This window comes from Pseudoalteromonas sp. 1CM17D (assembly GCF_023161805.1).
Classification (GTDB): domain Bacteria; phylum Pseudomonadota; class Gammaproteobacteria; order Enterobacterales; family Alteromonadaceae; genus Pseudoalteromonas; species Pseudoalteromonas atlantica.
This window is the reverse complement of record NZ_JALNTP010000001.1, coordinates 662172-687593: the sequence shown is the minus strand read 5'-3', so window position 1 is coordinate 687593 and position 25422 is coordinate 662172. Positions and strand designations below refer to the sequence as shown.

At 40.2% G+C, this 25422-nt stretch carries 16 protein-coding genes; 12 read left to right on the top strand and 4 right to left on the bottom strand.

All coding sequences use genetic code 11. The features are described 5' to 3' along the window. The first annotated feature begins 202 nt into the window (after positions 1-202). From MSC25_RS03025 to rluB, 4 genes are all read left to right on the top strand, one after another. Positions 203-634, top strand: a complete 432-nt coding sequence (locus MSC25_RS03025; RefSeq protein WP_248442536.1) for an exonuclease III — start codon at positions 203-205, stop codon at positions 632-634. A 221-nt stretch (positions 635-855) separates the two neighbouring features. Further along, positions 856-1377, top strand: a complete 522-nt coding sequence (locus MSC25_RS03020; RefSeq protein ID WP_004587784.1) for an EF-hand domain-containing protein — start codon at positions 856-858, stop codon at positions 1375-1377. Positions 1378-1528: 151 nt separating this feature from the next. Next, positions 1529-2119, top strand: coding sequence for an SMC-Scp complex subunit ScpB (scpB, locus tag MSC25_RS03015; protein ID WP_248442535.1), 591 nt, complete (start codon positions 1529-1531; stop codon positions 2117-2119). Then, the gene (gene rluB, locus MSC25_RS03010; RefSeq protein ID WP_004587786.1) at positions 2116-2985 is read left to right on the top strand and encodes a 23S rRNA pseudouridine(2605) synthase RluB; all 870 of its coding nucleotides are present in this window, start codon (positions 2116-2118) and stop codon (positions 2983-2985) included. Before scpB ends, rluB begins: the two co-directional genes overlap by 4 nt. Before the next feature lie 228 nt (positions 2986-3213). On the opposite strand, the gene MSC25_RS03005 is transcribed toward rluB, so the two are convergent. Then, positions 3214-3960, bottom strand: coding sequence for a YciK family oxidoreductase (locus MSC25_RS03005; RefSeq protein WP_004587787.1), 747 nt, complete (start codon positions 3958-3960; stop codon positions 3214-3216). 227 nt (positions 3961-4187) lie between these two features. Between MSC25_RS03005 and MSC25_RS03000 the strand changes: the two genes are divergently transcribed. Both MSC25_RS03000 and sohB read left to right on the top strand, forming a co-directional pair. Next, positions 4188-6617, top strand: coding sequence for a VolA/Pla-1 family phospholipase (locus tag MSC25_RS03000; RefSeq protein WP_248442533.1), 2430 nt, complete (start codon positions 4188-4190; stop codon positions 6615-6617). A 100-nt stretch (positions 6618-6717) separates the two neighbouring features. Further along, positions 6718-7734: a protease SohB gene (gene sohB, locus MSC25_RS02995; protein ID WP_248442532.1), complete on the top strand. Its 1017-nt coding sequence runs from the start codon at positions 6718-6720 to the stop codon at positions 7732-7734. Positions 7735-7796: 62 nt separating this feature from the next. Here the strand turns inward: sohB and MSC25_RS02990 are convergent, their stop codons facing one another. Beyond that, positions 7797-9128, bottom strand: a complete 1332-nt coding sequence (locus MSC25_RS02990) for a dicarboxylate/amino acid:cation symporter (protein WP_004587790.1) — start codon at positions 9126-9128, stop codon at positions 7797-7799. A gap of 188 nt (positions 9129-9316) precedes the next feature. Between MSC25_RS02990 and MSC25_RS02985 the strand changes: the two genes are divergently transcribed. Next, complete coding sequence (locus MSC25_RS02985; RefSeq protein ID WP_248442530.1) at positions 9317-12622, top strand: Ig-like domain-containing protein; 3306 nt, start codon at positions 9317-9319, stop codon at positions 12620-12622. Positions 12623-12871: 249 nt separating this feature from the next. Continuing rightward, the gene (gene topA, locus MSC25_RS02980) at positions 12872-15568 is read left to right on the top strand and encodes a type I DNA topoisomerase (RefSeq protein WP_248442528.1); all 2697 of its coding nucleotides are present in this window, start codon (positions 12872-12874) and stop codon (positions 15566-15568) included. A 119-nt stretch (positions 15569-15687) separates the two neighbouring features. Here the strand turns inward: topA and MSC25_RS02975 are convergent, their stop codons facing one another. Next, entirely contained in the window at positions 15688-15930 is a 243-nt protein-coding gene (locus MSC25_RS02975) for a hypothetical protein (protein WP_004587793.1), read from the bottom strand. Positions 15931-16165: 235 nt separating this feature from the next. On the opposite strand from MSC25_RS02975, the gene MSC25_RS02970 reads away from it, so the two are divergent. After that, on the top strand, positions 16166-16717 hold the full coding sequence (locus MSC25_RS02970) for a TIGR00645 family protein (RefSeq protein WP_096041841.1): 552 nt from the start codon (positions 16166-16168) through the stop codon (positions 16715-16717). Positions 16718-16843: 126 nt separating this feature from the next. Here MSC25_RS02970 and MSC25_RS02965 read toward each other — a convergent pair whose 3' ends face one another. Beyond that, positions 16844-18469, bottom strand: a complete 1626-nt coding sequence (locus tag MSC25_RS02965; protein ID WP_096041840.1) for an alpha-glucosidase family protein — start codon at positions 18467-18469, stop codon at positions 16844-16846. Between the two features lie 652 nt (positions 18470-19121). Between MSC25_RS02965 and MSC25_RS02960 the strand changes: the two genes are divergently transcribed. From MSC25_RS02960 to MSC25_RS02950, 3 genes are all read left to right on the top strand, one after another. Continuing rightward, positions 19122-21908, top strand: a complete 2787-nt coding sequence (locus MSC25_RS02960; protein ID WP_004587796.1) for a TonB-dependent receptor — start codon at positions 19122-19124, stop codon at positions 21906-21908. A gap of 115 nt (positions 21909-22023) precedes the next feature. Next, positions 22024-23517: a tryptophan halogenase family protein gene (locus MSC25_RS02955; protein ID WP_248442526.1), complete on the top strand. Its 1494-nt coding sequence runs from the start codon at positions 22024-22026 to the stop codon at positions 23515-23517. Further along, a complete protein-coding gene (locus MSC25_RS02950) occupies positions 23517-25373 on the top strand; it encodes a glycoside hydrolase family 13 protein (protein WP_248442524.1) in 1857 nt (618 codons plus the stop codon). Before MSC25_RS02955 ends, MSC25_RS02950 begins: the two co-directional genes overlap by 1 nt. The last annotated feature ends 49 nt before the right edge of the window (positions 25374-25422 follow it).

The following is a 25422-nucleotide window of genomic DNA, read 5'->3' as shown; positions in this document are numbered from 1 at the left end:
TTGTATCAGCAAATAAGCCTACATAACATGCTCGAAATGAGAAAATAGCTGCGCAAATGTTGATCAATTGGTGCGTAAAGTTTAAACATTGTAAATGCTTTATTAATTATTTAAATAAATAAAAAATTCAATTGATCTCGTAATTATTGAATATATAATGCGCAAAAATTACTTGTTTAGTCGTTCAAATAGGATCTCTCTCATGAAAACACAATTACTTTTAGCTACTGCTTTATTAGCCTCTGCGTCTGTATCAGCAAAAAGCAACACTTACTTTAGCCAAGATAATAAACTTGAATCTAAATTATGTGTATTAAGTGCAAATGAAGGCTTTAGCGCAGCGCGTAAAGAAGCAGCACAACACGGTGTATACTTATCGCGTTTTTCTGAAAGTGTTTTATGTAATGGTCAAGATATTCGCGACATTGCTAAAAAAGTAACGTCTAACCAAGCTGCTGAATCAAAAGTTGAAGTGTTTGCAAAAGATGCACACCAAGAAACACAGTTATGTATCACAGCGTTAAAGCAAGGCCTTGCGCCTGTTCGCCAAAAAATTGGTAACTTAAACTCGTTAAAGTGTAACGGACAAAACGTAACTGAATTTGTAAAGCGTTACCAAAACGCAGCAATCTAATTGCGCGGTAACATATAGATTAAAATAATGCCCAGTTTGTACTGGGTATTTTTTTGCAAAAATTACAAGGTATGCAGCAATCATTGCAAAGCTAAGTAATTGATTAATGTATATAAAATAAGCTAAATGCACGTAACTCATTGATTGTTGGCGGCTTGTGCACTTTGGCATTGGACTTGTATTAGTTAAAGTGACATTTACTAACTACAAGGATACGTCTTATGAAAAAGTTAACACTCGCAACAACTATTTTAGCTTCGTTAAGTTTAGCCGCTTGTGCCTCAAACCAAGGCCTTGAAAAAATCGATAGCGATTTTGCAAGTTTAGATAACGACAGTGATGGTTATATTTCAAAAGTAGAAGCAGATGACGATAGCATCTGGGGCCACTTTTCAAATATTGATACCAATATGGATAACGAGATCAGTCGTAAAGAATTTAACACTTACATGCAGTTAAATACCGGTAAGGTAGCGACTGACAGCGAAGTAAGTGAGTCGGCGTTTAAAGCTAAAATAGCTAAATTTGATAAAATCGAAAATGATTTTAGAAGTTTAGATAACGACAAAAATGGTTACATCTCAGTAGAAGAAGCTGACGATGATGATATTTCAAACCATTTTGGTTACATGGATGGCAACAATGATAAACGCATCAGTAAAGGTGAGTTTAAAGGCTACATTAGCAAATACGGTAAAGCCGTTGCTGAAGATGATGCGCTAAAGCATTATAAAAACAGCTAATATTAGCTAAATACGCTACACATAAGAGCCAGCATTAATTGCTGGCTTTTTTGTGCATTTAATTTGTTTTAAAAGCAGATATATTTTCCCCCTTTTGCGATGTTCTGTCATAATAGATGGCTACGTATTTTAAAGGGCAAAGCAAAATATTATGGCGGGTCGTCGAATTAGTGATGAACAATTAATTGAGATCATTGAAGCGGCTATATTTGTCGCAGACAAACCTGTTAGCAAACGCCACTTAAAAGATACTGTATTGGCTGATTTAGCTATTTCTATGTCACGAATTAACACTGCAATAGACGCTATACATACCCACTATCAAACACGTGGCATTAAGCTAGTTGAAGTAGGCAGTGGCTATCGCTTTCAAGCGTGTAGTAGTTTAAGCCCTTGGCTTAGTAATTTATGGCAAGAACGTGCACCTAAGTACTCTCGCGCACTACTAGAAACATTGTCGTTAATTGCCTACAGGCAACCAATAACGCGTGGTGAAATAGAGCAAGTACGAGGCGTAACAACCGGAACAGCAATTATTAAAACCCTCCTTGAGCGAGAGTGGGTTAAAGTAGTAGGGCATAAAGAAGTACCTGGTAAACCAGCGCTTTATGCAACAACAAAATTATTTTTAGATTATTTTTCGTTAACCGGTTTAGATGAACTCCCTGCATTGCCAGCGCAACAGGAAAGTAAAATAAACCAGTTATTAAGTGATCCTTCTGTGAGAGAACCATCCGAATGAGTATTCAAGGTGAAAAGTTACAAAAAGTCCTAGCCCGTGCAGGGGTAGGCTCACGACGTGAAATGGAAAAATACATTGATGCAAACCGCGTAAGTGTTAATGGTAAAGTGGCTAAATTAGGTGACCGTGTTGAGGAAACAGACTTAATACGTGTTGATGGCCACAGCGTAAAAATTGAAGAAAAAGCCGACCGTATTTGTCGTGTAATTATGTACAACAAGCCAGAAGGGGAGTTAAGTACACGTAAAGACCCAGAAGGACGTCGTACTGTTTTTGACCGTTTACCACGCATAGACGGTGAGCGTTGGATTGCTGTTGGTCGACTAGATATTAACACAGCAGGTTTAATGTTATTTACCAACGATGGTGAGTTAGCGAACCGCTTAATGCACCCAAGTTATGAAGTTGAGCGTGAATATTCAGCCCGTGTATTTGGTGAAGTGACCAATGAAACCATTAAAAACTTAACGCGTGGCGTAGAGCTTGAAGATGGTCCTGCTAAATTTTTAACGGTTAAATCTTTGGGTGGTGAAGGCATTAACCGCTGGTACAATGTAACGCTAAACGAAGGACGTAACCGCGAAGTTCGCCGCTTATGGCAATCGCAGGATGTAGAAGTATCGCGACTTATTCGTATTCGTTACGGAAAATTAGAGCTAGATAAGCGCCTTCCTCAAGGTGGCTGGGCTGAACTTGATTTAGAAACCGTTAACTATTTACGCAAAACCGTTAAATTAGGCCGCGAAACACAAACTAAACTGTCGGTTATGCCTGAAAAGCGCAAAGACAAGCGTGCTAAAATTAACCAAATTCGTAAAGCGGTTAAAAAGCATAACCAACGTGTTAAGCAAACTAAGCGTAAATAATACTAACCCGCAATAATACTTAATCATTTTGCGGGGCTAAACATGTCGCTACCTAGGTAAAAAAATGCTCATTTAGCACAGCTAAATAGCGAATTTTTTGCCAAGCGAACAACACGTTTTTCTAGCCTTAAAATAGATAATTTAATTAAGCGAATTGGTATAATTACAAAAAATTACCGACAAAAAAGCCGCAATGTATGCGGCTTTTTTTATAATTAAAAATGTAGTTTACTTTTTTTGTTGCGCATCGAGAGATTCACCGTTTACATCGCTCGAGTCATCACTCATTAAATATAAATACGTTGGCATTAAATCTTCTGGGGTAGCAAGCTTATCGCGATCCTCCCCTGGGTAGGCTGATGCGCGCATAGAGGTACGCGTTGCGCCAGGGTTTATACAATTTACACGGATATTGGTTTTACCTACTTCGCAGGCCCATGTTTGCATCATGCCTTCAACTGCAAATTTAGATATTGCATAAGGCCCCCAAAATTCGCGCCCTTTACGGCCAACGCTTGATGAAGTGAAAACAATAGAGGCATTTTCTGATTTACGCAGCACAGGGAATAGCGCTTTGGTGATCATTGCTTGCGCAGTAACATTCACTTTCATGATGTTTTCAAACGTAGAAGAGCAAAAGTGCTCAAGTGGCCCGAGCGACCCTAAAATACCGGCATTATTTAATAAGCCGTCTAATCGGCCAAATTGACTTTCGATTGTAGCTGCTAAATCACGGTAGTTTTGTTTTGTCGCGCCTTTTAAGTCCATTGGCACAATAGCAGGCTGAGGGTAACCAGCATTGACAATCTCATCGTAAACGCATTCGAGCTTATTTGTTGTTTTACCAAGTAAAATAACTGTCGCGCCATGCTTTGCGTAGGTAATTGCTGCTACGCGGCCAATACCATCGCCGGCACCTGTAATTAAAATTACTTTATTTTGAAGTGCATTTGGAGTTGCTTGATAAGTTTGCATATAAATACCAATTTATAAAATTTTTTTGATTTTAACATAGCAAATCGTCAAGTAATCGAATTTATTGAAAATTTAGGTGGCGGAATTATAAACTTTACGTTAAGTTTAACTGGTCTAATGTCTCATTAATAAACTGATTACATTGTTTTAACTTTACTACACTGATTAAACACACTTACTTTGAACGAACACACTATAAAAATAAAGATATGTGCGGAGCCAACAATATGAAAAAAATGCTACTCTCACTCTCGGTTACAGCTGCGTTAGCAGGTTGTGGCGGCGGAGAAACATTAGAAGACGTTAAAAACGATACTGCAACCATAATACCTAATGCCACGGTGACCTTTGACCCTGCGAATGGGGTTTTATCTGTCCCTAACGATTTATTAATGAGCGGCACTCAAGACGGCACAATTAATATTCCAGGTGAATTAGACGATGATAACGTCTCTGTGCCTCGCACTGCTTATGCAGATCCGCAATTAGCGCTAGGTGCGTTAGATGGCTGGTCATCGCAAGTGCCTTACAAAATTGATTTAACTTTCCCTACAGGTGTGTCGCTTGATGAAACCTCTGCAGCGTCGCCTGGTACAGTAAGAATTTTTGAAGTGGTTATGGGCGCAAGCTTAACTGATGCAGAATGTGCTGTTGTTACAGCTGGTTCAGCGTGTAAGTTGGTAGGCGAATTAACCTACGGCGTAGACTTTATTTCTCAAGCCTCTGGCGATGCAGTTGCTATTATCCCATTAAAACCTTTCACACCAGGAAGTTCATACATAAATGTATTAACCACTGGATTAAAAGACTCTCAAGGGCGTTCTATTCAGCCTTCTTCTACTTACGCTTCTGTAAGTGAAGAAGCGCCATTGATTACTGATGCTCAGCTTGGTCTTCAAGCGGCAGTAAATAGCTATGAGAATGTGGTTGTAAGCTCAGGTGATATTACAAAAGATGATATTATATTTTCTGCTGCTATGACCATTCAATCAGCGGGTCCTGTGCTTGGCACAATTAAAAACTTACTGGCAGCTAGCTTACAAAATGATGCTTTGCCAACACCAATGGTAAGTGTACCTGAACAAGCAATGGTAAATGTGCAGCAAGTATTTGCAGCAGCGGGTGTTAGCGTATCGGATGCATTCTCTGGTGTGCAATATTTAAAAGGTAGCGTTATGTTACCTATGTATTTAGGCACCCCAACAGGCACTGAAATAAGTGATTTAAATGATACATATTGGCAAGGTATGTGTGACAACGCGGTAGCTGTTTTAGGTTACAAAGCTGCAGCAGGCGAGGCTTTCCCTGCAGAGCCAATTAGCGATAATGATGGGCTTTGTGCTGCGTTAAGTGACGGACAGTTGCGTGATTTAGGTTTAGACACTACGCGCCATTTAACTAAGTATAACTCTATTCCTAAAGTGCAAAGCATGGCGAATGTGCCAGTGCAAATAACCAAACCTATTTTACCGGTTATTAATTTTATTCGTGATTCACAAGGTCTTGATCCAATTGAAATGCCAGTAACTGGCTGGCCAGTTGTTATTATGCAACACGGTATAACAACCGACAAAGAAAGCATGTTGGCACTCACTGCACAACTGTCAATTCAAGGTTTTGCCACAGCGGCGATTGACCATCCTCGCCATGGTGAGCGTGGTGTAGATGTTGATGCTGATGGGACAGATGACTTTAATGCAACAACAGGTTCAGTACTAAGTTACATGAACTTAAACTCGTTGTTAGTGGCTCGTGATAGCTTGCGTCAATCATCAGCAGATTTATTAGGCTTACGCTTAGGTTTAAACTTTATTAATGATGCGACAATTAACGCACAAGATGTAACCTATGTAGGGCATTCTTTAGGATCTATTGTTGCACCTGCATTTATAGCTCAGGCTAATACTCCGCTTGCAGATACAGTTGATCCATTATTTAAGGTAAACACGGTAGCACTTGCCAGTGGCGGTGGCGGTATAGCAAGCTTTTTACTTGAATCGGCTGCGTTTGGGCCATTTATTCAAGGCTCTGTATTATCGCAAGCTGGTACAGCAGAATCACAAGAGTTTAACGAGTTTTTACAAGCGGATGCTATTTCAAACTGTGGTACATTATTACCAGATATGGAAGCGTTTTTAACTTGTGGCTATCAGGCGTATGTAACCTCACTTAATACGGCAGGGGAAACTACAAAACTTGCTAACATTCAAGCGGTAATGACCGAGTTTGCTTTTGCAGCGCAAACAGCACTTGATAGCGGAGACCCAACAAACTATGCAGCAGCGATAAATGCATTAGGTACACCTGTATACACTAATGTAGTTGTAGGCGATGGCGCAGATAACAAACCAGACCAAGTAATTCCGCCAGCGGCAGCAAATAACCCTATATCGGGCACAATTCCGTTAGCAACATTAATGGGGCTTGAAACAGTAAGCACTTCACAAGCACTAAGTGAAACCCCGGCGAGTTATTTGGTGAAATTTACAAAAGGGCACCATGGCTCAATTTTAACGCCAGCACAAGACGATGCCCAAGCGGCAACTGTTGAGGGCAGTGCAGCAGCAAACGCTGAAATGCAGCTCCAAGTAGCTACTTATTTAGCTGCACGCGGGCGTATGTTATTAGTCAGTAACCCAGAGGTTGTGACTGATTAATCAGCAAATACCTTATTAACCTTGAAAAGCCACTGTTTAGTGGCTTTTTTTTGTTATAAAGCATGATAAATTAGCTTAAATTTATAAATGGAGAGACCAGTTGGAATTTTTATACGAATACGGTTTGTTTTTTGCTAAAACGGTTACCTTTGTTATTGCTATTGCAATTATTTTAACCCTTATTGTGGGTTCAGCAGTAAAGCCTAAAGCTAAAAAAGGAGCCATAGAAATAGACGATTTGTCTGAGCAACTAGATGACTTAAAACACGGCTTTTTAGAAAATACTTTAACTAAAAAAGAGTTAAAAGCGCATCATAAAGCGCAAAAAGTCGAGTCTAAAAAAGCGGCAAAGGATGAGCCGAAGCCACGCCTATATGTTATTGACTTTATAGGTAGTATGGACGCTCATGAAGTTGAAAGCCTACGCGAAGAAGTGACCGCAATTATTGCCATTGCTAATCCTGAGAAAGATAAAGTATTAGTTCGCTTAGAAAGTGGGGGCGGCGTGGTGCATGGCTATGGTTTAGCTGCATCGCAATTACAGCGTTTTAAAACTGCAGGTATTAAGCTTTCGGTTTCTATTGATAAAGTAGCAGCGAGTGGCGGTTACATGATGGCCTGTGTGGCCGATGAAATATTAGCGGCTCCTTTTGCTATTGTTGGCTCTATTGGTGTTATTGCACAAATACCTAACTTTAATAAAATTTTAAAGAAAAACGATGTAGAGTTTGAGCAAATTACAGCAGGCGAATTTAAACGTACGTTAACCTTGTTCGGCGAAAACACAGATAAAGCCCGCGAAAAGTTTCGTGATGAAATAGAGCAAACACATGGTTTGTTTAAAGAGTTTGTAAGCAGCCAACGGCCAACACTTAATATTGATAATGTGGCAACGGGTGAGCATTGGTTTGCAACACAAGCAATTGAAAAGGGCTTAGTTGATGTCATTAAAACCAGTGATGATGCGTTATTAGAGCAACAAGCTGAGCGTCAAATATACAAAGTAAAATACAAAATTAAGAAAGGGTTAAGTGATAAGTTAGCAATTGGCCTAAGTACCTCTGTAAATAAAGCAGGCGTTAATTTAATGTCGCGTTTTAAAGCAATGAACCCATAAAACGTTATTAAAGGTAATAAAAAACCCTTGCATAGCAAGGGTTTTTTGATGGGCTTTAATAATTACTCAGTAGATTTGTGGTAATCTTCTAAGTCTTTAGCTGCGTTCGGGTCGTTAAATATTGTTTCATCTAATTGACCTTCTGATTTAGCAACCACACAAGTTACCATACAGTCACCCGTTATATTAACGGCTGTGCGCGTCATATCGAGTAACCTGTCAACACCAATAATAATTGCAATCCCTTCTACCGGTAAACCTACTTGGTTAAGTACCATTGCAAGCATAATTAAACCCACACCAGGCACACCCGCCGTGCCTACCGAGGCAAGCGTTGCGGTTAGAATAACCATTAAGTAATCAGAAATCGTTAAATCAACAGCAAACACTTGTGCAATAAATACTGTTGCCACGCCCTGCATAATGGCTGTGCCATCCATGTTAATGGTAGCGCCTAGCGGAATAGTAAAAGAGGCAACCGAGTTATTAGCGCCGAGTTTTTTGGTCGCAGTTTCAAGTGTAATAGGCATAGTCGCGCTTGAGCTTGAAGTGCTAAAACCAAATAAACACGCGTGTTTCATTTTAGCTAAAAAGGTAAGCGGGTTAAGACCTGTTAATACTTTTAAAATAATACTGTAATTAATAAATGCGTGAATTAATAACGCCGCCACTACAACAAGGAAGTACTTAGCCAGGCTGAGTATTAACCCCATTTCGATAGTGGTAAAAAGTTTAGCCATTAAAAAGAACACACCGTAAGGTGCAATGTTCATTAGTAGCGTTACTAGTTTTAAAATAACCGTGTTTAAATCTTCAAATACTGCGGCTACACGTTTACCTGCTTTGCCACTTAGCGCCATTGATACACCAAATAAAAGCGCAAACACAATAACTTGCAGCATGTTCCCTTTAGCCATCGCTTCGAATGGGTTAGTAGGGAACATATCGATAATCACTCGCGCTAAGGTAGGGGCTTCTTTAGCATTGAAGCTTGCATCTGATGGCAGTGCAATGCCTTGACCTGGATTAAATAATAACGCCAGTGAAATAGCTACGGTAATTGCCACGGCAGTTGTAACTAAATATAAGCCAATCGATTTACCACCTAAACGGCCTAATTTTTTAGGATCGCTCAAGCTACAAGTACCACATACAAGCGATACAAATACCAGCGGCACAACCAACATTTTTAAGCTGGCAATAAAAATTTGTCCGCCAACATGGAAAAGGCCATCTACAAAAAAAGCTTTAATTGGCAAAGAGAATAACCCAAGAGGAATTAGATAATCGTCTTCACCAGCTAATATAGCCTGAAATAAAAAGCCTACTGCAATACCCAGTGCCATGCCAATCATGATACGGGTAGTTAAACTCATTGAACGTATTTTAGACATATTCCCTAATCTATTTTTTCAAATTTGCCATAGACTACCAGCAAGGAAATATTTACTACAGAAAAAAATAGCCTTTGCGGAATTATTTACATAAAAAAGTGACAAAAAACTGTGATATTAGACTAAGTTATAGGTTAATATTAGGTAAACAATTATTAGTAAATAACAACAACGCTAGGGAGAGGTCCATGCCTTTAACGCGACTACTCAGCATTACACTATTTAGCATTTTGCTTTGCGCTTGTGGTGGTGGTGGAACAATCGAAAAAGACGGCACCATCGGAGATGATGACGATTCTACTACAGAAACATCCACTTACACGGTAACTTTAAAAGGTTACTTACAATCTAGTGACACTGAGTCAAACACGGTCACAGCGGCTGCTCCTTTAGAGCTTAGAGCTACTTTAGAAGATGAAGATGGCGATGCAGTATCAGGTGAGCGTATTACTTTTACCCTTGCTGACTCAATCGGTGAACTAAACCCTACAGCAGGTACAGCGTTAACCCAATCAGATGGTATAGCGATACTGGAACTTACCGCGGGTGAAAATGCAGGAGCTGGTGAAGTAACAGCAACCTATACAGTAGATGGCGAAAGTTACACCGATACGTTTGCGTTTGAGTCGGATGGCGCACAATCAACAGATCCACAATTGAGTGTAACGCTTGTTGATTCATCTGGGGCTACGACTCGAAGTGTTGATTATTTAAACCCTGTTACCGCGCAGGTTGAACTATTAATAGATAATGAACCCGCCGCTTACCAATTAATTGAGTTTGTACTTACTGGTTTAGGTAGTATAAATCCTACAAATGGTACAGCTTTAACAAACGAACAAGGCATTGCAACAATTAGCTTGCTTGCAGGGACTGAAGCTGGTGCTGGCTCTATTGTGGCCACCTACACCGATAATGAAAATACTGTTTATAGCTCTGAAGGTTATACATTTACAACTGAAGGGGATGCGCCCATTCAAGGTGAATCATTAGACTTTTCTATTGGTTTAAGCCTTACCTCTTCAACGACGTTATCAGAAATTAGCACAATCAGCGCCGCAGATAGCGCAGTTGTTAAAGCAACTATTCTTGACGGAGATGGCGTTGAAGTTGAAGGGGCAGTTGTAAACTTCTCATCAACTTTAGGTAACTTAATCCCAAGTATTGGTACTGCACTAACGAATGAGAGTGGTGTTGCATCAATTAACTTAACTTCGGGTACTGTAGAAGGTGCAGGCGTTATAACAGCCCAGTACGAAGGTGTTGAGCAAACGCTGGGTTTTTATACAAAAGGTGATGCTGTAAATCCAGACCAAAGTACTGCAGATATTAGTTTTTCAATCCTAGAAAATTGTCCAGCAGACTTTAAATCTCAAAGAGATGCAAGCCAGTGTGATCTTGTAACTAGTATCTCAGGTGATTCAACGGCGATTCTTTATATCGAAGTGACTAACGAGAATTCGACAACTCCTCTTACGCAGACCCTAGTAACAGCGAGTACAACAATTGGCTCAATTACACCTTCAACTGGCACGGCTATTACCGATGCAAATGGTATCGCACTTTTAGATATAGTTCCTGGTCAAGATGTAGGCGCCGGTGAAATTACTGTGTCAGTGCTCGATAGCGATTTAACTAAGGCATTTCAAATTGCTGCTGTAGATGTTGAAATTGCTATTAGCAGCTCGGTTGCAGGCGATGAGCTATTAGCTGCAGGTGCAACAGCACTTATCTCAATTGAAATTTCAAAAGATGGTGAGCTATATACCACACCACTTACTGTTGAATTTTCATCTGGTTGTGTTGGCTCTGGCCAAGCACTTATAGATGAAACAGTAACCAGTATTGGCGGCTTTGCACGCTCTACATACCGTCCGCTTACTTGTGTGGGTGGGGATATAATTACGGCTACCGTGATCACCGGTGGCGATACGGTTTCTGCTAGTACTACTATAAATGTATCACCTGCCAATATTGGCTTTTTACAATTTGTAGAAGTGACTGAGCCAGTAATTGCATTAAAAGGTACGGGTGGTGCTGACAGAACTGAAATCTCTGAAGTAACATTTAAACTTGTGGATTCAAATGGCAATGATTTAGCTTCAAGAACGGTTAACTTTGAGCTGTCAACGGCAGTCGGTGGTATAACGTTAGGCACAGCCAGTGCAATTACTAATGCCAGCGGTGAAGTGACTACCTCAGTTCAATCGGGCTCAATTGCTACGCCTGTGCGTGTTATCGCATCTAGCGAAGAAGACGTAGATGGCGATACGGTTATTGTAACCGCCCCTTCAGATATTCTTGTAATTAGTACAGGTATTGTTGATCAAAATAGCTTTTCGCTATCTCGTTCTATATTTAACCCTCATGCGTTAAATGTTGATGGTAATACGGTATCGGTTAATGCTCGCCTAGCTGATCACTTTAACAACCCTGTGCCAGATGGAACAGCTGTTAGCTTTATCACAGAAGGGGGCGTAATAGAGCCAAGTTGTACAACAACCAATGGTACGTGTAGCGTAACGTGGACCAGCAGTAACCCACGCCCGTTTACTGACTCTATGTATGAAAATACCATTACGCAAAAGTGTGATGGTGGCTTACCATGTCCATTAGGAATTTTAAATAATGACTTAACGGTAGATTTACCGTTAGGTGGACGTGCCACTGTACATGCTTATGCAATTGGTGAAGAAACGTTTTCTGATTTAGATGGCAACGGCTACTTTGACAGTGAAGACTTTTTTGATGATTTATTTGATATTCCAGAAGCCTTTATCGATAACAATGAAGATGGCACCTATGGCGGTAAAGACTGTAATGATGGAACCGACCCCTGTTCACGTGATAACTCAACCGGTGATGAGTTTGAAGAATTTGTCGATTTTGATGGCAATGGTACATGGACCACAGAAAACGGCCTATACAACGGCTTACTGTGTCGTGAAGAAGACGAAGCTGCAGGTATTTGTAGTCGTCAAATGGTTAATGTATTTCAAAACCAAGAAATCGTAATGTCGGGTGATACTGCATTCTTTAGGCTAGTTACATACGCGGATGATTGTTCTGCTATCGCGGGTGCAACCGCTTCAGAGGTACGTGTAAACAGCGACCCTGCAAGTCCACTTGTTCGCCGTGTGCAAAACGACCCCACTAGCGCAATAATGTGTCAGGTTGATGCAATAGATTTAACACAAACTGCATCAGGCACTGCTAGCCTAGGGCTTACGGTATTTATAGCAGATATATATAACAACCCAATGCCTGCTGAAACAACCATCTCTATTGACACAGACAACGGTATTTTAACAGGTAGTGATAATTACACTTACCCTAATACAACAAGTATTGTGCCTGTTGGTTTATCATTTGGTATTACGCGTGAAGACTTAGATGGAGGAAATGAGCAGTTTAGTGGTATTTTAACCGTTACTGCCGAAGCGCCTTCAGGGTTAGAAAGTACGCTTTCTGTTAGCGTAACCGACGATTTATAATCGGTAGAATGTAAAAAATGCCAACCTTAAGGTTGGCTTTTTTATTTGTGTTCTATATATTCCACAGCAATTATTTTAAAAACACCGGTTTGTATAATTTAACAACAAAAATTGTTTGTTTATTCAGTAAATACTGAAAAGTTTGTATTAAAAGCTTGTAACAATAGGTGTTTGTAGATATACCTATAAATATTCGCGCCGTTTATGTCGGCAAAACACATTTAAATATTTGGTTAGAAATAGGCAACTATGGGCAAATCGCTAGTAATTGTAGAGTCACCTGCTAAGGCTAAAACAATTAATAAATACTTAGGTAAAGACTTCATCGTAAAGTCCAGTATTGGACATGTGCGTGATTTACCTACTTCAGGTTCGAATAAAGCTAAAGTACCGGCGACTAAAACGCCAGCTGAAGTTCGTAAAATGGAGCCTGAAGAAAAGGCAGCGTATAAACAGCAACGAGATTACACTAACTTAGTTGCACGTATGGGTATTGATCCTGAAAAAGGGTGGGAGCCACATTACGAAATTTTGCCAGGTAAAGAGAAAGTAGTTCAAGAGTTAAAAAAGCTGGCCGAAAATGCAGACCAAGTTTATCTCGCAACGGATTTGGATAGAGAAGGGGAAGCAATTGCTTGGCACCTTCAAGAAATTATTGGTGGTGAGCCTGAAAAATATAAACGCGTTGTATTTAACGAAATTACAAAAAATGCGATTCAACAAGCGTTTGAAACACCTGGTGAACTAAATACCGACATGGTATATGCACAACAAACACGCCGCTTCTTAGACCGTGTAGTTGGCTTTATGGTATCGCCATTATTATGGGCTAAAGTAGCGCGCGGGCTTTCTGCTGGGCGTGTGCAATCGGTTGCGGTACGTTTATTAGTAGAGCGCGAACGTGAAATTAAAGCGTTTATTCCAGAAGAGTTTTGGGATATACACGCCGATGTTAAAAATACTGAGTCACAATTACGCTTAGAAGTCACCAAACAAGCTGACAAGCCATTTAAGCCGGTAAATGAGGCTCAGGCTACAGCCGCAGTTAAAAGCCTTGAGACAGCCGAATATAAAGTAATAAGTGTTGAAGAAAAACCAAGCAAAAGCCGCCCAAGTGCGCCTTTTATTACTTCAACCATGCAACAAGCCGCCAGTACACGTTTAGGCTATGGCGTTAAAAAAACAATGATGCTTGCACAGCGCCTCTACGAAGGCGGTTACATTACTTATATGCGTACCGATTCAACTAATCTGTCAAAAGATGCAGTTGAAATGTGTCGTGATTATGTAACCCAAGAGTTTGGCGCAAAGTACTTACCTAAAGACCCAATTAGCTACAGCTCTAAAGGCAACGCACAAGAAGCGCACGAAGCGATCCGTCCTTCAAGTGTCACTGTACTTTCTGGGCATGTTGAAGGTGTTGATGCCGATGCCAAAAAACTGTACGAATTAATTTGGCGTCAGTTTGTTGCCTGTCAAATGGTACCTGCAGAGTACGACTTAACAACGCTTACTGTGGCCGCTGATGAGTTTCAACTAAAAGCAAAAGGGCGAGTACTTCGCTTTGATGGTTGGACAAAAGTACAACCTGCGGTACGTAAAAAGAATGAAGAAGATCAATCGCTGCCAGCAGTAAAAGAAGGTGAAGTACTTAGTTTAATTGAGCTTGACCCTAAGCAGCATTTTACTAAACCGCCAGCGCGCTTTAGTGAAGCAAGTTTAGTAAAAGAGCTTGAAAAACGTGGTATTGGTCGTCCATCTACGTACGCATCAATTATTTCAACAATTCAAGACCGTGGTTATGTACGGGTAGAAAACCGTCGTTTCTTCGCTGAAAAAATGGGCGAAATTGTTACCGACCGTTTGGTTGAAAACTTCACTGATTTAATGAACTTTGACTTTACAGCAAAAATGGAAGGTCGTTTAGATGATATCGCTGAAGGCGAGCGTGTATGGACCCAAGTGCTTGATAAGTTTTATGCTGATTTTTCTACGCAATTAAACATAGCCAAAGATGAGCCAGAGCAAGGCGGAATGCGCCTTAATCAAATGGTCGAAACCGACATTGACTGCCCTACGTGTGGCAGAAAAATGGGTATTCGCACGGCATCTACAGGGGTGTTTTTAGGGTGTACAGGTTATAACTTACCGCCTAAAGAGCGTTGTACAACCACTATGAACCTAGTATCAGGGGATGAAGCGGTTGCGGCAGATGTTGAAGACATTGAAACTGAAACATTAATGCAAATGAAGCGCTGTCCAATCTGTGAAACGGCTATGGACTCTTACCTAATAGACGAAACCCGTAAATTACATGTTTGTGGTAATAACCCTGCATGTGAAGGGTATATCGTTGAGCAAGGTACCTTTAAAATTAAAGGATACGATGGGCCTATTATCGAATGTGATAAATGTGGCTCAGACATGGAGCTTAAATCGGGCCGTTTTGGTAAGTATTTTGGCTGTAACAACGAAGAGTGTAAAAATACGCGTAAGTTACTTAAAAACGGCGAAGCTGCGCCACCAAAAGAAGATCCTGTGCACATACCTGAACTTGAATGTGAAAAGTCAGAAGCTTATTTTGTTTTACGTGACGGGGCTGCAGGTATTTTCTTGGCGGCTAACACTTTCCCTAAATCACGCGAGACGCGAGCGCCTAAAGTGGCTGAGCTAAAGCGTTTTAGAGAGCGTATTTCACCTAAGTTTTATTACTTAGCTGATGCGCCAGATAAAGATCCTGATGGTAATTTAGCCGTAGTACGTTATAGCCGTAAAAATAAAGCGCAATACGTGATGACTGAAGTTGACGGAAAAGCCACAGGCTGGACTGCTCACTACGAAGCGGGTAAATGGGTAGAAGAAGCGAAGAAAAAAGCAGCGCCTAAAAAGAAAGCGGCTGCAAAAAAATCGCCAGCTAAACCTAAAGCAAAAAAAGAAGCTGAATAAACGTTAAAATTTATTTAGCCTAAGACAAATAAAAACCGGAATACACAGCCTGTGTCATTCCGGTTTTTTTATGATTATATGCGTCGCAATGGCTTTATTAGCCGCATATTTTTTATTGTTTAGATTTGTACAGTAGATACTTTTTTGTAGCCTTCAGACTCTAATTCATCATTAACGCATTGAAGAACATAGCCAAATAGATCGTCGTTACTTACATCATCATCTTTAGCCCAATTTACACACATATCTGTGTATTCTTTAATTGTTTGTGCAGAAGCTACTGGTGCATCATCTGCGATTGCAACCGTTGCAGATACAGCAAAAAGTGGTGCAACTATTAATGCTAGCAATGCTTTATTCATTTGTTGATTCCTAAATAAATGGTTTAACGATTTAAATACATTTTAAAGCTGTATTTAAATAGTGCCCAATGCAGAACAACTCTGTTGGTGTAGTGATTTTTAATCGAAATTAAAATAAAAGATAACGAAAAATTTTTATCGTCAAGATGAGTAAATTACGCTTAAATAATTATATAAGTAATTGTGTTGTAATAAATTATAAGCTAAGGTCGCTTTTTTATAAAAAGATAGATTAATGTCAGAACACCAAGCAAAACCAACCAGTACGCCTCGTAAAATACACAAAGTAGAGCAGGGCTTAGAGTCGTTTATATTTAAAGGGCGCTGGTTATTAGCCCCGTTTTTTGTAGGCCTACTATTTGCTGTAATATTGCTATTAATAAAGTTTTTTAAGCAACTTTATTTAATGGGTATTGCCACTTTTAGTGCAACAAACCAAGAGTTATTGGTGGGTGTACTTACCCTCGTTGATACCGCTTTACTGGCTGGTTTATTACTTATTATTATTTTTAGTGGTTATGAGAACTTTGTGTCAAAGCTTAATATTGAGGGCCACGAAGATAGGCCGTCATGGATGGGAAAAGTAGGTTTCTCAGGCTTAAAAATGAAGCTTATTAGCGCAATTGTTGCCATATCTGCGGTTGAGCTTTTAAAGGTATTTATTAATTCTAATATTCATTCAAGTGAGGAGCTATTTTGGAAAGTGATTATCCATGTCACCTTTGTAAGCTCTGGCGTGTTATTTGCGCTCACTGATTATTTAAATAGTAAAACACAATCACATTAGAAAGGTTAAGTGAGTGGTTTGGTGGCCTGTATTTCGTCTTAAAACCGGCTATAGCAGTCCCACTATTTGAGCGCACAAAAAAGCCCGATAAAATCGGGCTTTTGAGTATTATTAGTCAGGGCATTCTTATTTTACAAAAGCAAAGTAACAGCCAAAACCACTCATGTTTAGTTTATTACCATCTAAAGTAGCATTACAGTGAGATAGTGAGTCATGCGCCTCAGTCACTGTTTTAGTCAACTCAAATGTTTGATTGCTATCAGCTAAGTTAAACACACATAACATAGTTTGCTCGTTTAGCGTTCTGTAAAAAGCGAGGATAGGCTCAGCAGTATCAATAAACTTAATATCGCCTGCTAATAACACAGTATGCTGTTTACGCCATGCCATAAACTCACGATAAGCATTAAGTATAGAGTTTGCATCTTTATCTTGTACAGACACAGCCTGCTGCGTATGCGCGCTATCAACCGGTAACCACGGTTTAGCAGCACTAAATCCTGCGTTTTGTGTGTTGTTACCTTCCCATGGCATTGGCGTTCTACAGCCGTCGCGACCTTTAAAGTTTGGCCAAAAGGTAATGCCATATGGGTCTTGTAGGTCTTCAAATGCTACAGAGGCTTCACCTAGCCCCAGCTCTTCACCTTGGTACATACATACGCTACCACGTAATGAAGCAAGTAGGGCTGTAAGCATTTTGCATTGTGCTGGGTTTATTTCACCATTTTGGCTCCAGCGGCTCGCAACACGCTCTACATCATGGTTGCTAAACGCCCAGCACGGCCAACCTTCAGTCATGCGTTGCTCTAGAGTCTGTACGGTTTCTCTTATGTATTCACTTGAATAATCATCCGTGAGTAGCTCAAAACTGTAACCCATATGCAGCTTATCACCGCCTTGGGTATATTCTGCCATTGTTGCCAATGAATCTTCCGATGAAATTTCACCAAGTGATACAGTACCCGGGTATTTATTAAGTAGTGCTCGTATGTCTTGCATAAACTCAATGTTTTCTGGCTGGGTGTTATTATAATAATGGTACTGAAACGCATATGGGTTATCTTCACTAAAGCCACGGCCTTGGCGTTTATCTTTAGGCTTTGCTGGATTGTCACGTAATTGTGCATCGTGGTAGCAAAAGTTAATAGCGTCTAATCTAAAACCATCTACACCTTTTTTAAGCCAAAACTCTACGTTTTCTAAAACAGCTTTTCTTACATCTGGGTTATGAAAGTTTAAATCAGGCTGTTCGGTTAAAAAGTTATGTAAATAGTATTGACCGCGACGAGGCTCCCATTGCCAAGCACCGCCACCAAAAATAGATAACCAGTTATTAGGCGCTGTGCCATCTTCTTTAGCATCCGCCCATACGTACCAGTCAGCTTTATCATTGTTTTGGTTTTCGCGGCTATCTAAAAACCATTGATGTTGGTCTGATGTATGGCTTAACACTTGGTCAATAATAATTTTAATGTCGCGTTTATGTGCTTGATCTATTAACTCATCAAAGTCGTTTAGGTCACCAAATATGGGGTCTATATCGCGATAGTCACTTATGTCGTAGCCAAAATCTTTCATTGGAGATTTGAAAAAAGGAGAAATCCAAATAGCGTCAACGCCTAAGCTTTTAATGTAATCAATGCGATTAATTATCCCTTTAAGATCACCAATACCATCGTTATTGCTGTCTTGAAAGCTTCGCGGGTAAACCTGATAAATAACCGCACCTTTATACCACTGCTGTTGGGCCATGCTTTTCTCCGTCGTTCCACACAGTATTTATATTGTTATTAGTTTGATTGAAACAATCACTAAATTTTCAAAAAGCATACGTGAAGGGTGCTGCTCTGTAAAAAGTCTGCATACGTATGCAGCTAATTTACTTACATAAAAGCGGTTTAAGCTAAGCGGAAAGTTACCCATAAAAACCGCTGCAGCAATTTTACCAATTGTGTTTATTTAAGTGTAACTAAAACAGCTGACTATTTTGGTGCTTATTTTTAAAGGGCTGCACAGCTTTGGTGATTCCACTCTTTGGTCAGACCAATTTAATCTGGTAATCTTTACAAAAGATATGCGTGTAAATTTATAAAAAACCTTTAATTAACGCTATTTACAAACGATGACAAAGGGATTTCAGGTAAATAATTGATGTATTTTTATAATGATAATAAATCACTAGGTTGCACCAATATAAAACTATTTAAAACAGTAGGTTAAAGTTTTATTTGTGAACACATTGTTAACTTTTAGCCTTTTGCATAGTACTGAATACGTATGCATAAAGTTGTTAATAAAATAATTCGAGCGTTAATATTGATGCTGACAACAAAATTAGCTCGCCTGTTTGACTATCACTCAAATAAAGAAGCGAGTATCACAATATGGGTAACGGGAAAACATCATGTCTATGTTCAAACCAAGTATATTAACGTTGGCAATGGCTACTGCAGGATTAGCAAGCTTTGCCTCTGTAGCAGCACAAGAAGATACAGTTAAAAATGATGACGTTGAGGTTATCGAAGTAAAAGGCTTTCGTGGCAGTGTTGTAGAATCAATCAACACAAAGCGTTTTTCTACTCAAGTCGTTGAGTCAATTTCAGCTGAAGATATAGGTAAACTTCCTGACTCGTCTATTGCTGAGTCTATTGCACGCTTACCAGGTTTAACGGCGCAGCGCCTAGATGGTCGCGCAAGTAGAGTATCAATTCGTGGATTTGGTGAAAACGAAAGTGGCACCACATTTAATGGCCGCGAGCAAGTATCTATTGGCGATAACCGTGGCGTAGAGTTTGACCTTTACCCATCAGAAATTATGAGCGGCGTTACCGTATATAAAACGCCTAATGCAAGTATTGAAGCAGAAGGTATTGCCGGTGTTATTAACATGCAAACAGTACGTCCTTTAAGCAAAGGCGAGCGTGTATTTCAAGTTAACGGCCAATACGAGCAAACTAGCTTTGATAAACTAAACCCAGACGGTAACGACGATGGTTACCGCGGTACTATTTCATACATTGATCAATTTGCAGATGACACCATAGGTGTTGCGTTTGCACTAAATACCATGAGCTCTCCAAATCAAGAAAAACGTTGGAACTCTTGGGGTTACCCTGAATTTACTGCTGATGATGGTCAAACGTACTCTATATTAGGGGGTGCAAAACCATTTGTACGTTCATCAACCCTAGAACGTGACTCAGCGATGCTCGTGCTAGAGGCCGCTCCTACAGACAAATTAAACATGACGTTTGATGCGTTATATGTTGATTTTACAGACGAAAAAATCTTACGTGGTATCGAAATTCCATTCGCATGGGGTCAAGGTTCGATTGACCCTGCAAGCGTAGCTGTAGATGACGCAAGTGGCTTTATTACCAGTGCGGTAACAAATGGCCAACGTGTGGTTGTGCGTAACGACTACGAAGAGCGTGAAGCAGAATTAACCGCGTTTGGCTTTAACACTAAATACGATATTGATGACTCGTGGTCAGTAGAGTTTGACGCAAGTTACTCTCAAGTAGACCGTAAAATTTGGAGTCTTGAGAGTTACTCTGGAACAGGCCGAGGCGATGCTCGCGGTGTTGCAGATAACCTAGGTTACACATTTAACGGTGGTAATACAGGTGCTACGTTTACTCACGATTTAGATTACAGCGATTACAGCTTAATGCAATTAGGTGGTCCTTTATCATGGGGTGCAAGCTCTGCTTTAAATGATAAATATGGCTTAACCGGCACCGAGTATGAAAACCAAGCGCAAGATGGTTTCATTAATGCACCTACAATTGAAGATGAGTTATCTACATTAAAACTAGCGGCATCTAAAGTATTAGAAAACGAATACTTCAGCTCAATTGAATTTGGTATGTCTTATAAAGAGCGCGAAAAAACCAAAGATTCGCAGGGCTTCTTTATGACGTTATCTGGGTTTTCACTTGATAACCCGGGTTTAGTTACCGTGCCAGAGCAGTATCGAATGGGCAGCGTTGATTTAGACTTTATTGGCATGGGCGATATGATTGCCTACGATGTAAATGGTCTTGTTAATGACGGCTACTACGACTTACTTGATGAAAGCTTAACAAATACTAGCCATTTAACTAAATCGTGGACCGTAAAAGAAGAAATTACCTCTGCATTTGCACAAGCTAATATTAATGCCGAAGTAAGCGGCTTAGCGTTAACGGGTAATATCGGTGTACGTTACGTTCACACTGACCAGTCATCGCAAGGTAATGCATTTAGTACTGTAGATGGCATTGTTGTGGCATCACCTACCAATATTAGCCACGATTATTCACACGTTTTACCAAGTTTGAACTTATCACTTGCGATTGATGAGCAGCAAACAGTGCGTTTTGGTGCAGCTAAAACAATCTCACGCGCCCGTTTGGACGAAATGAACTCATCTATTGATGCATCATACAACACAACGCCTGATGAAAATGGTAACTTTTGGTCTGTATCGGGTGGTAACCCTAACCTAGAGCCTAAAGAAGCAACTGGTTACGATTTAACGTACGAAAACTACTTTAGCGATGAAGGTTACTTCTCTGCTGCGTTTTTCTATAAAGACTTAACCCAGTGGATTTTTGACGGCACATACGAAATTGATATGTCGGGCGTTGCTGACCCTTCAACAGGTGAAATCCCAGCTACTTCTGAAGGTACTGGTAGTGGTAAAGTAAATGGCGGCGGCGGTGACCTATACGGTTACGAGCTATCTCTAGCGTTACCATTTAAAATTTTCCACCCGTCACTTGAAGGCTTTGGTTTAATTGCAAGCCATACAGGTATTGAGTCTGATATTGAAGATCAAAACGGTAATGAGTACGAGCTACCGGGTCTTTCAGATAAAATTCAAAGCTTAACGGTTTACTACGAAATGAATGGTATTCAACTGCGTACCAGCATGCGTAAACGTAGTGCCTTTAAAGGTGATGTATACGGGCTAGGCTTTGATACCGAGCAAGTGGATATCCTAGGCGAAACAATTTGGGACATTCAAGCTGGCTACGACTTTAGTGAGGCCGGTGTTGAAAGCCTTGAAGGGTTATCAATTCAGTTCCAAGTTCAAAACTTAACAGAAGAGCCGTTTACATCGCTTTCTGGCGATAACGCGCTACAAGTTCGTGACTACCAAGATTACGGACGTACTTACTTGTTAGGCTTTAGCTACAAGCTATAATAAAGGTTGTGTGTAGGAGCCCTTGTAATTTGTTTTACAAGGGCTTTTTTATAGCTACTTTATCTAAATTTTATCAAACTTAACAAAGCTTTAAACTGTAAACGTGGACAATAATATGAAACCAATAAAACACGTCGTAATCGCAGGCGGGGGCACGGCAGGGTGGATAACAGCCGCCTTGCTTAATAAAGTGTTAGGTAAAGTAATTAAAATAACCCTTATTGAGTCAAGTACTATTGGCACTATAGGCGTGGGTGAAGCAACAATTCCGCCTATTATTCAACTTAACAATGCACTGGGTATAAACGAGCAAGATTTTATAAACGCTACAAATGCATCTATAAAATTAGGAATTGAGTTCGAAAATTGGAAAACCCCCTCTCATAGCTACATGCATGCTTTTGGCTCATTTGGAAAAGACTTCCCCTTTTGCGATTTTTACAATTTTTGGGTAAAAGGGCATATTAGCGGTGCAGAAGAAAGCTTATGGGATTTTTCTCTTAACTACCAAGCGGCTAAACAGCATAAATTTGCACCTTTAAATACCCTACCTAATACACAATTGCCTGGCTTGAGTTATGCGTATCACTTTGACGCAACGTTATATGCTGAGTTTTTAAAAAAGCTCGCAACATCACGCGGTGTTGAGCATATTGATGCCAAAATAGAGCAGGTTGAACAATGCCCTCTATCAGGGAAGTTAAAATCATTAACCCTTGGTAACACACAGCAGATAAACGGCGACCTTTTTATAGACGCTACAGGCCAGCGCGCCTTACTCATAGAGCAAACCCTTAACACCGGTTTTGTCGATTGGTCTCATTATTTACCGTGTGATAGCGCCGTAGCGGTGCAGTCTCAAGGTACTAGCGAGCTAAAACCTTATACGCGTTCAATTGCACACAGCGCAGGCTGGCAGTGGCAAATACCGCTGCAAAGCCGAATAGGTAATGGCTTGGTGTACTGTAGTCGTTATTTATCTGACGATGCGGCAACGCAGTTATTATTAAATAATTTACCCGCTGAGCCAATGACTGAGCCGCGGGTGATTAAATTTAAAACAGGACGGCGGTTAAAACAATGGCATAAAAATGTGGTATCGGTTGGCCTTGCCAGTGGCTTTTTAGAGCCGCTAGAGTCTACCAGTATTCATTTAATACAAAGTGCCGTAACCCGTTTAATAAAGCTGTTTCCACACAATGGCATAAGCGAAGCTTTAGTTACTGAATTTAATAAGCAAAGCGTGATAGAAATAGAGCACATTCGTGATTTTATAATATTGCATTATACACTAACAGCGCGAGAAGACTCCCCATTTTGGCGACAATGTAAGCAAATGGACATTCCTGACTCATTGGCTCACAAGCTCAAATTATTTAAGCAAACCGGCAAAGTAGTGCGCGAAAACGACGAATTATTTGCCGAAGTTGCCTGGCAACAGGTGTTTATTGGGCAAGGACTTATCCCCGAAGATTACAACAGCATTGTTGACTCACTCAGTAGTGAACAACTAAACGATTTATTCTCAACACTAAAAACGCTTATTACCTCAACGGTAGATCAATTACCCACTCATAAAGATTTTTTAGCAAAAATTAAAAAGGCCTGATGATGCAACTTTTAAAAAAACTTTTACTTGTAAGTGCCTGTACTTTACCAACCATTAGCTACGCACTTGACGTTGAGCCAGCTAATTGGTGGGTTGGCATGAACAAAAACACGATTACCATCATGGTTCATGAGCAAAACATTGCAAACGAGCAAATTAAATTAGCTAAATACAACGGCGTTAAGTTAAATAAAGTAACCCGTACCGACAATCCAAATTATGTATTTTTAAATATTACCATTACCGACGCCGCTAAAGCCGGAACGCTTGAATTTAATAGCAGCGAAACAAGCAATAACTTTGAGTTTCCACTTCTTGAGCGAGATAAAAACAGCGCTCAGCGTCAAGGGTTTACATCAGCTGATACGCTTTATTTAATTAACCCAGATCGCTTTGCTAATGGTGATAAACAAAACGATACCGTCCCTAGCATGTTAGAAGCGGCAAACCCGAGTATAAAAGGTGGGCGCCACGGTGGTGATATTCAGGGCGTTATAAACGCGCTTCCCTATTTAAACGACTTAGGCGTAACACAGCTTTGGTTAACCCCAGTGCTTGAAAACAACATGCCTAATTATTCTTATCATGGTTATGCAATTACAGACTTTTATAAGGTTGACCCACGCATGGGCTCAAACCAGTTATACAAAACGTTATCAGTAAAAGCAAAAGAGCAGGGTATAGGCCTGGTAATGGATATGGTCCTTAACCATTTTGGCTCTGAGCATACTTGGGTTAACGATAAGCCAACTAAAGATTGGATTAACTTTAATGGTGAGTTTAATAAAGGCAAAAATGCCACCAGCCATGCGCGCCAAACCATACAAGACCCACACGCCAGTGAATACGACAAGCGCCAGTTTAACGATGGCTGGTTTGTAGAAACCATGCCTGATTTAAATCAGCGCCAACCACTGTTAAGTGAATACTTAATTCAAAATGCGATTTGGTGGATAGAATACGCCGATTTAAGCGGCATACGTGTTGATACCTACTCGTATTCAGATAAAGCATTTTTGAGTGATTGGACAAAAGCCATAATGCAAGAGTACCCAGACTTTAATATTGTTGGAGAAGAGTGGACGTCTAACCCTGCTATTGCCTCTTACTGGCAACGTGGAAAGCATAACCAAGATGGCTATACATCAAGCTTACCAAGCGTGATGGACTTTTCGTTGCAAGAGTCGGTAATTCAAGCGCTAAATGAAGATGAAAGCTGGAACACGGGTTGGGTTAAAGTATATGAATCGTTAGCTAATGACTTTTTATACCCTGATACCAATAACATTATGGTATTTGCCGATAACCACGATATGAGCCGTGTTTACACAGAGCTTGGCCAAGATGTAGCCAAAACAAAAATGGCGATGACCTTGTTTTTAACCACACGTGGCATAGCGCAAATGTATTACGGTACGGAAGTACTATTAGATAACACCCCAAGTAAAGACCATGGTGATATTAGAATCGACTTCCCCGGCGGGTTTGAAGGCCAAACACGTAATGCCTTTACCAAAGAGGGCTTAACAAAACAGCAAAAAGAGATGCATAACACCATCAGTACGCTGCTTAACTTTAGAAAAAACAGCTCAGCATTAGATAAAGGAAAGCTTGTACACTTTACGCCTCAACAAGGGGTTTATAGTTATGCGCGTATTAGCGATGAGCAAACAGTGTTGGTATTTATGAATAAAAACACACAAACGCTACAAAAAAATATTGAGTATATGCAAGAGGTAATGCCTAACAGCACAACAGCATTTAATTTATTTACTCAAAAAACACAAAAGCTTGGCAAAACCATTGAATTACCAGCGATGAGCGCAACGGTACTCGTTATAAATACGCCACAATAGTGACCTGAATACGTATGCAGCAACTGTATGGTTGCTGCAGTAATCTTTA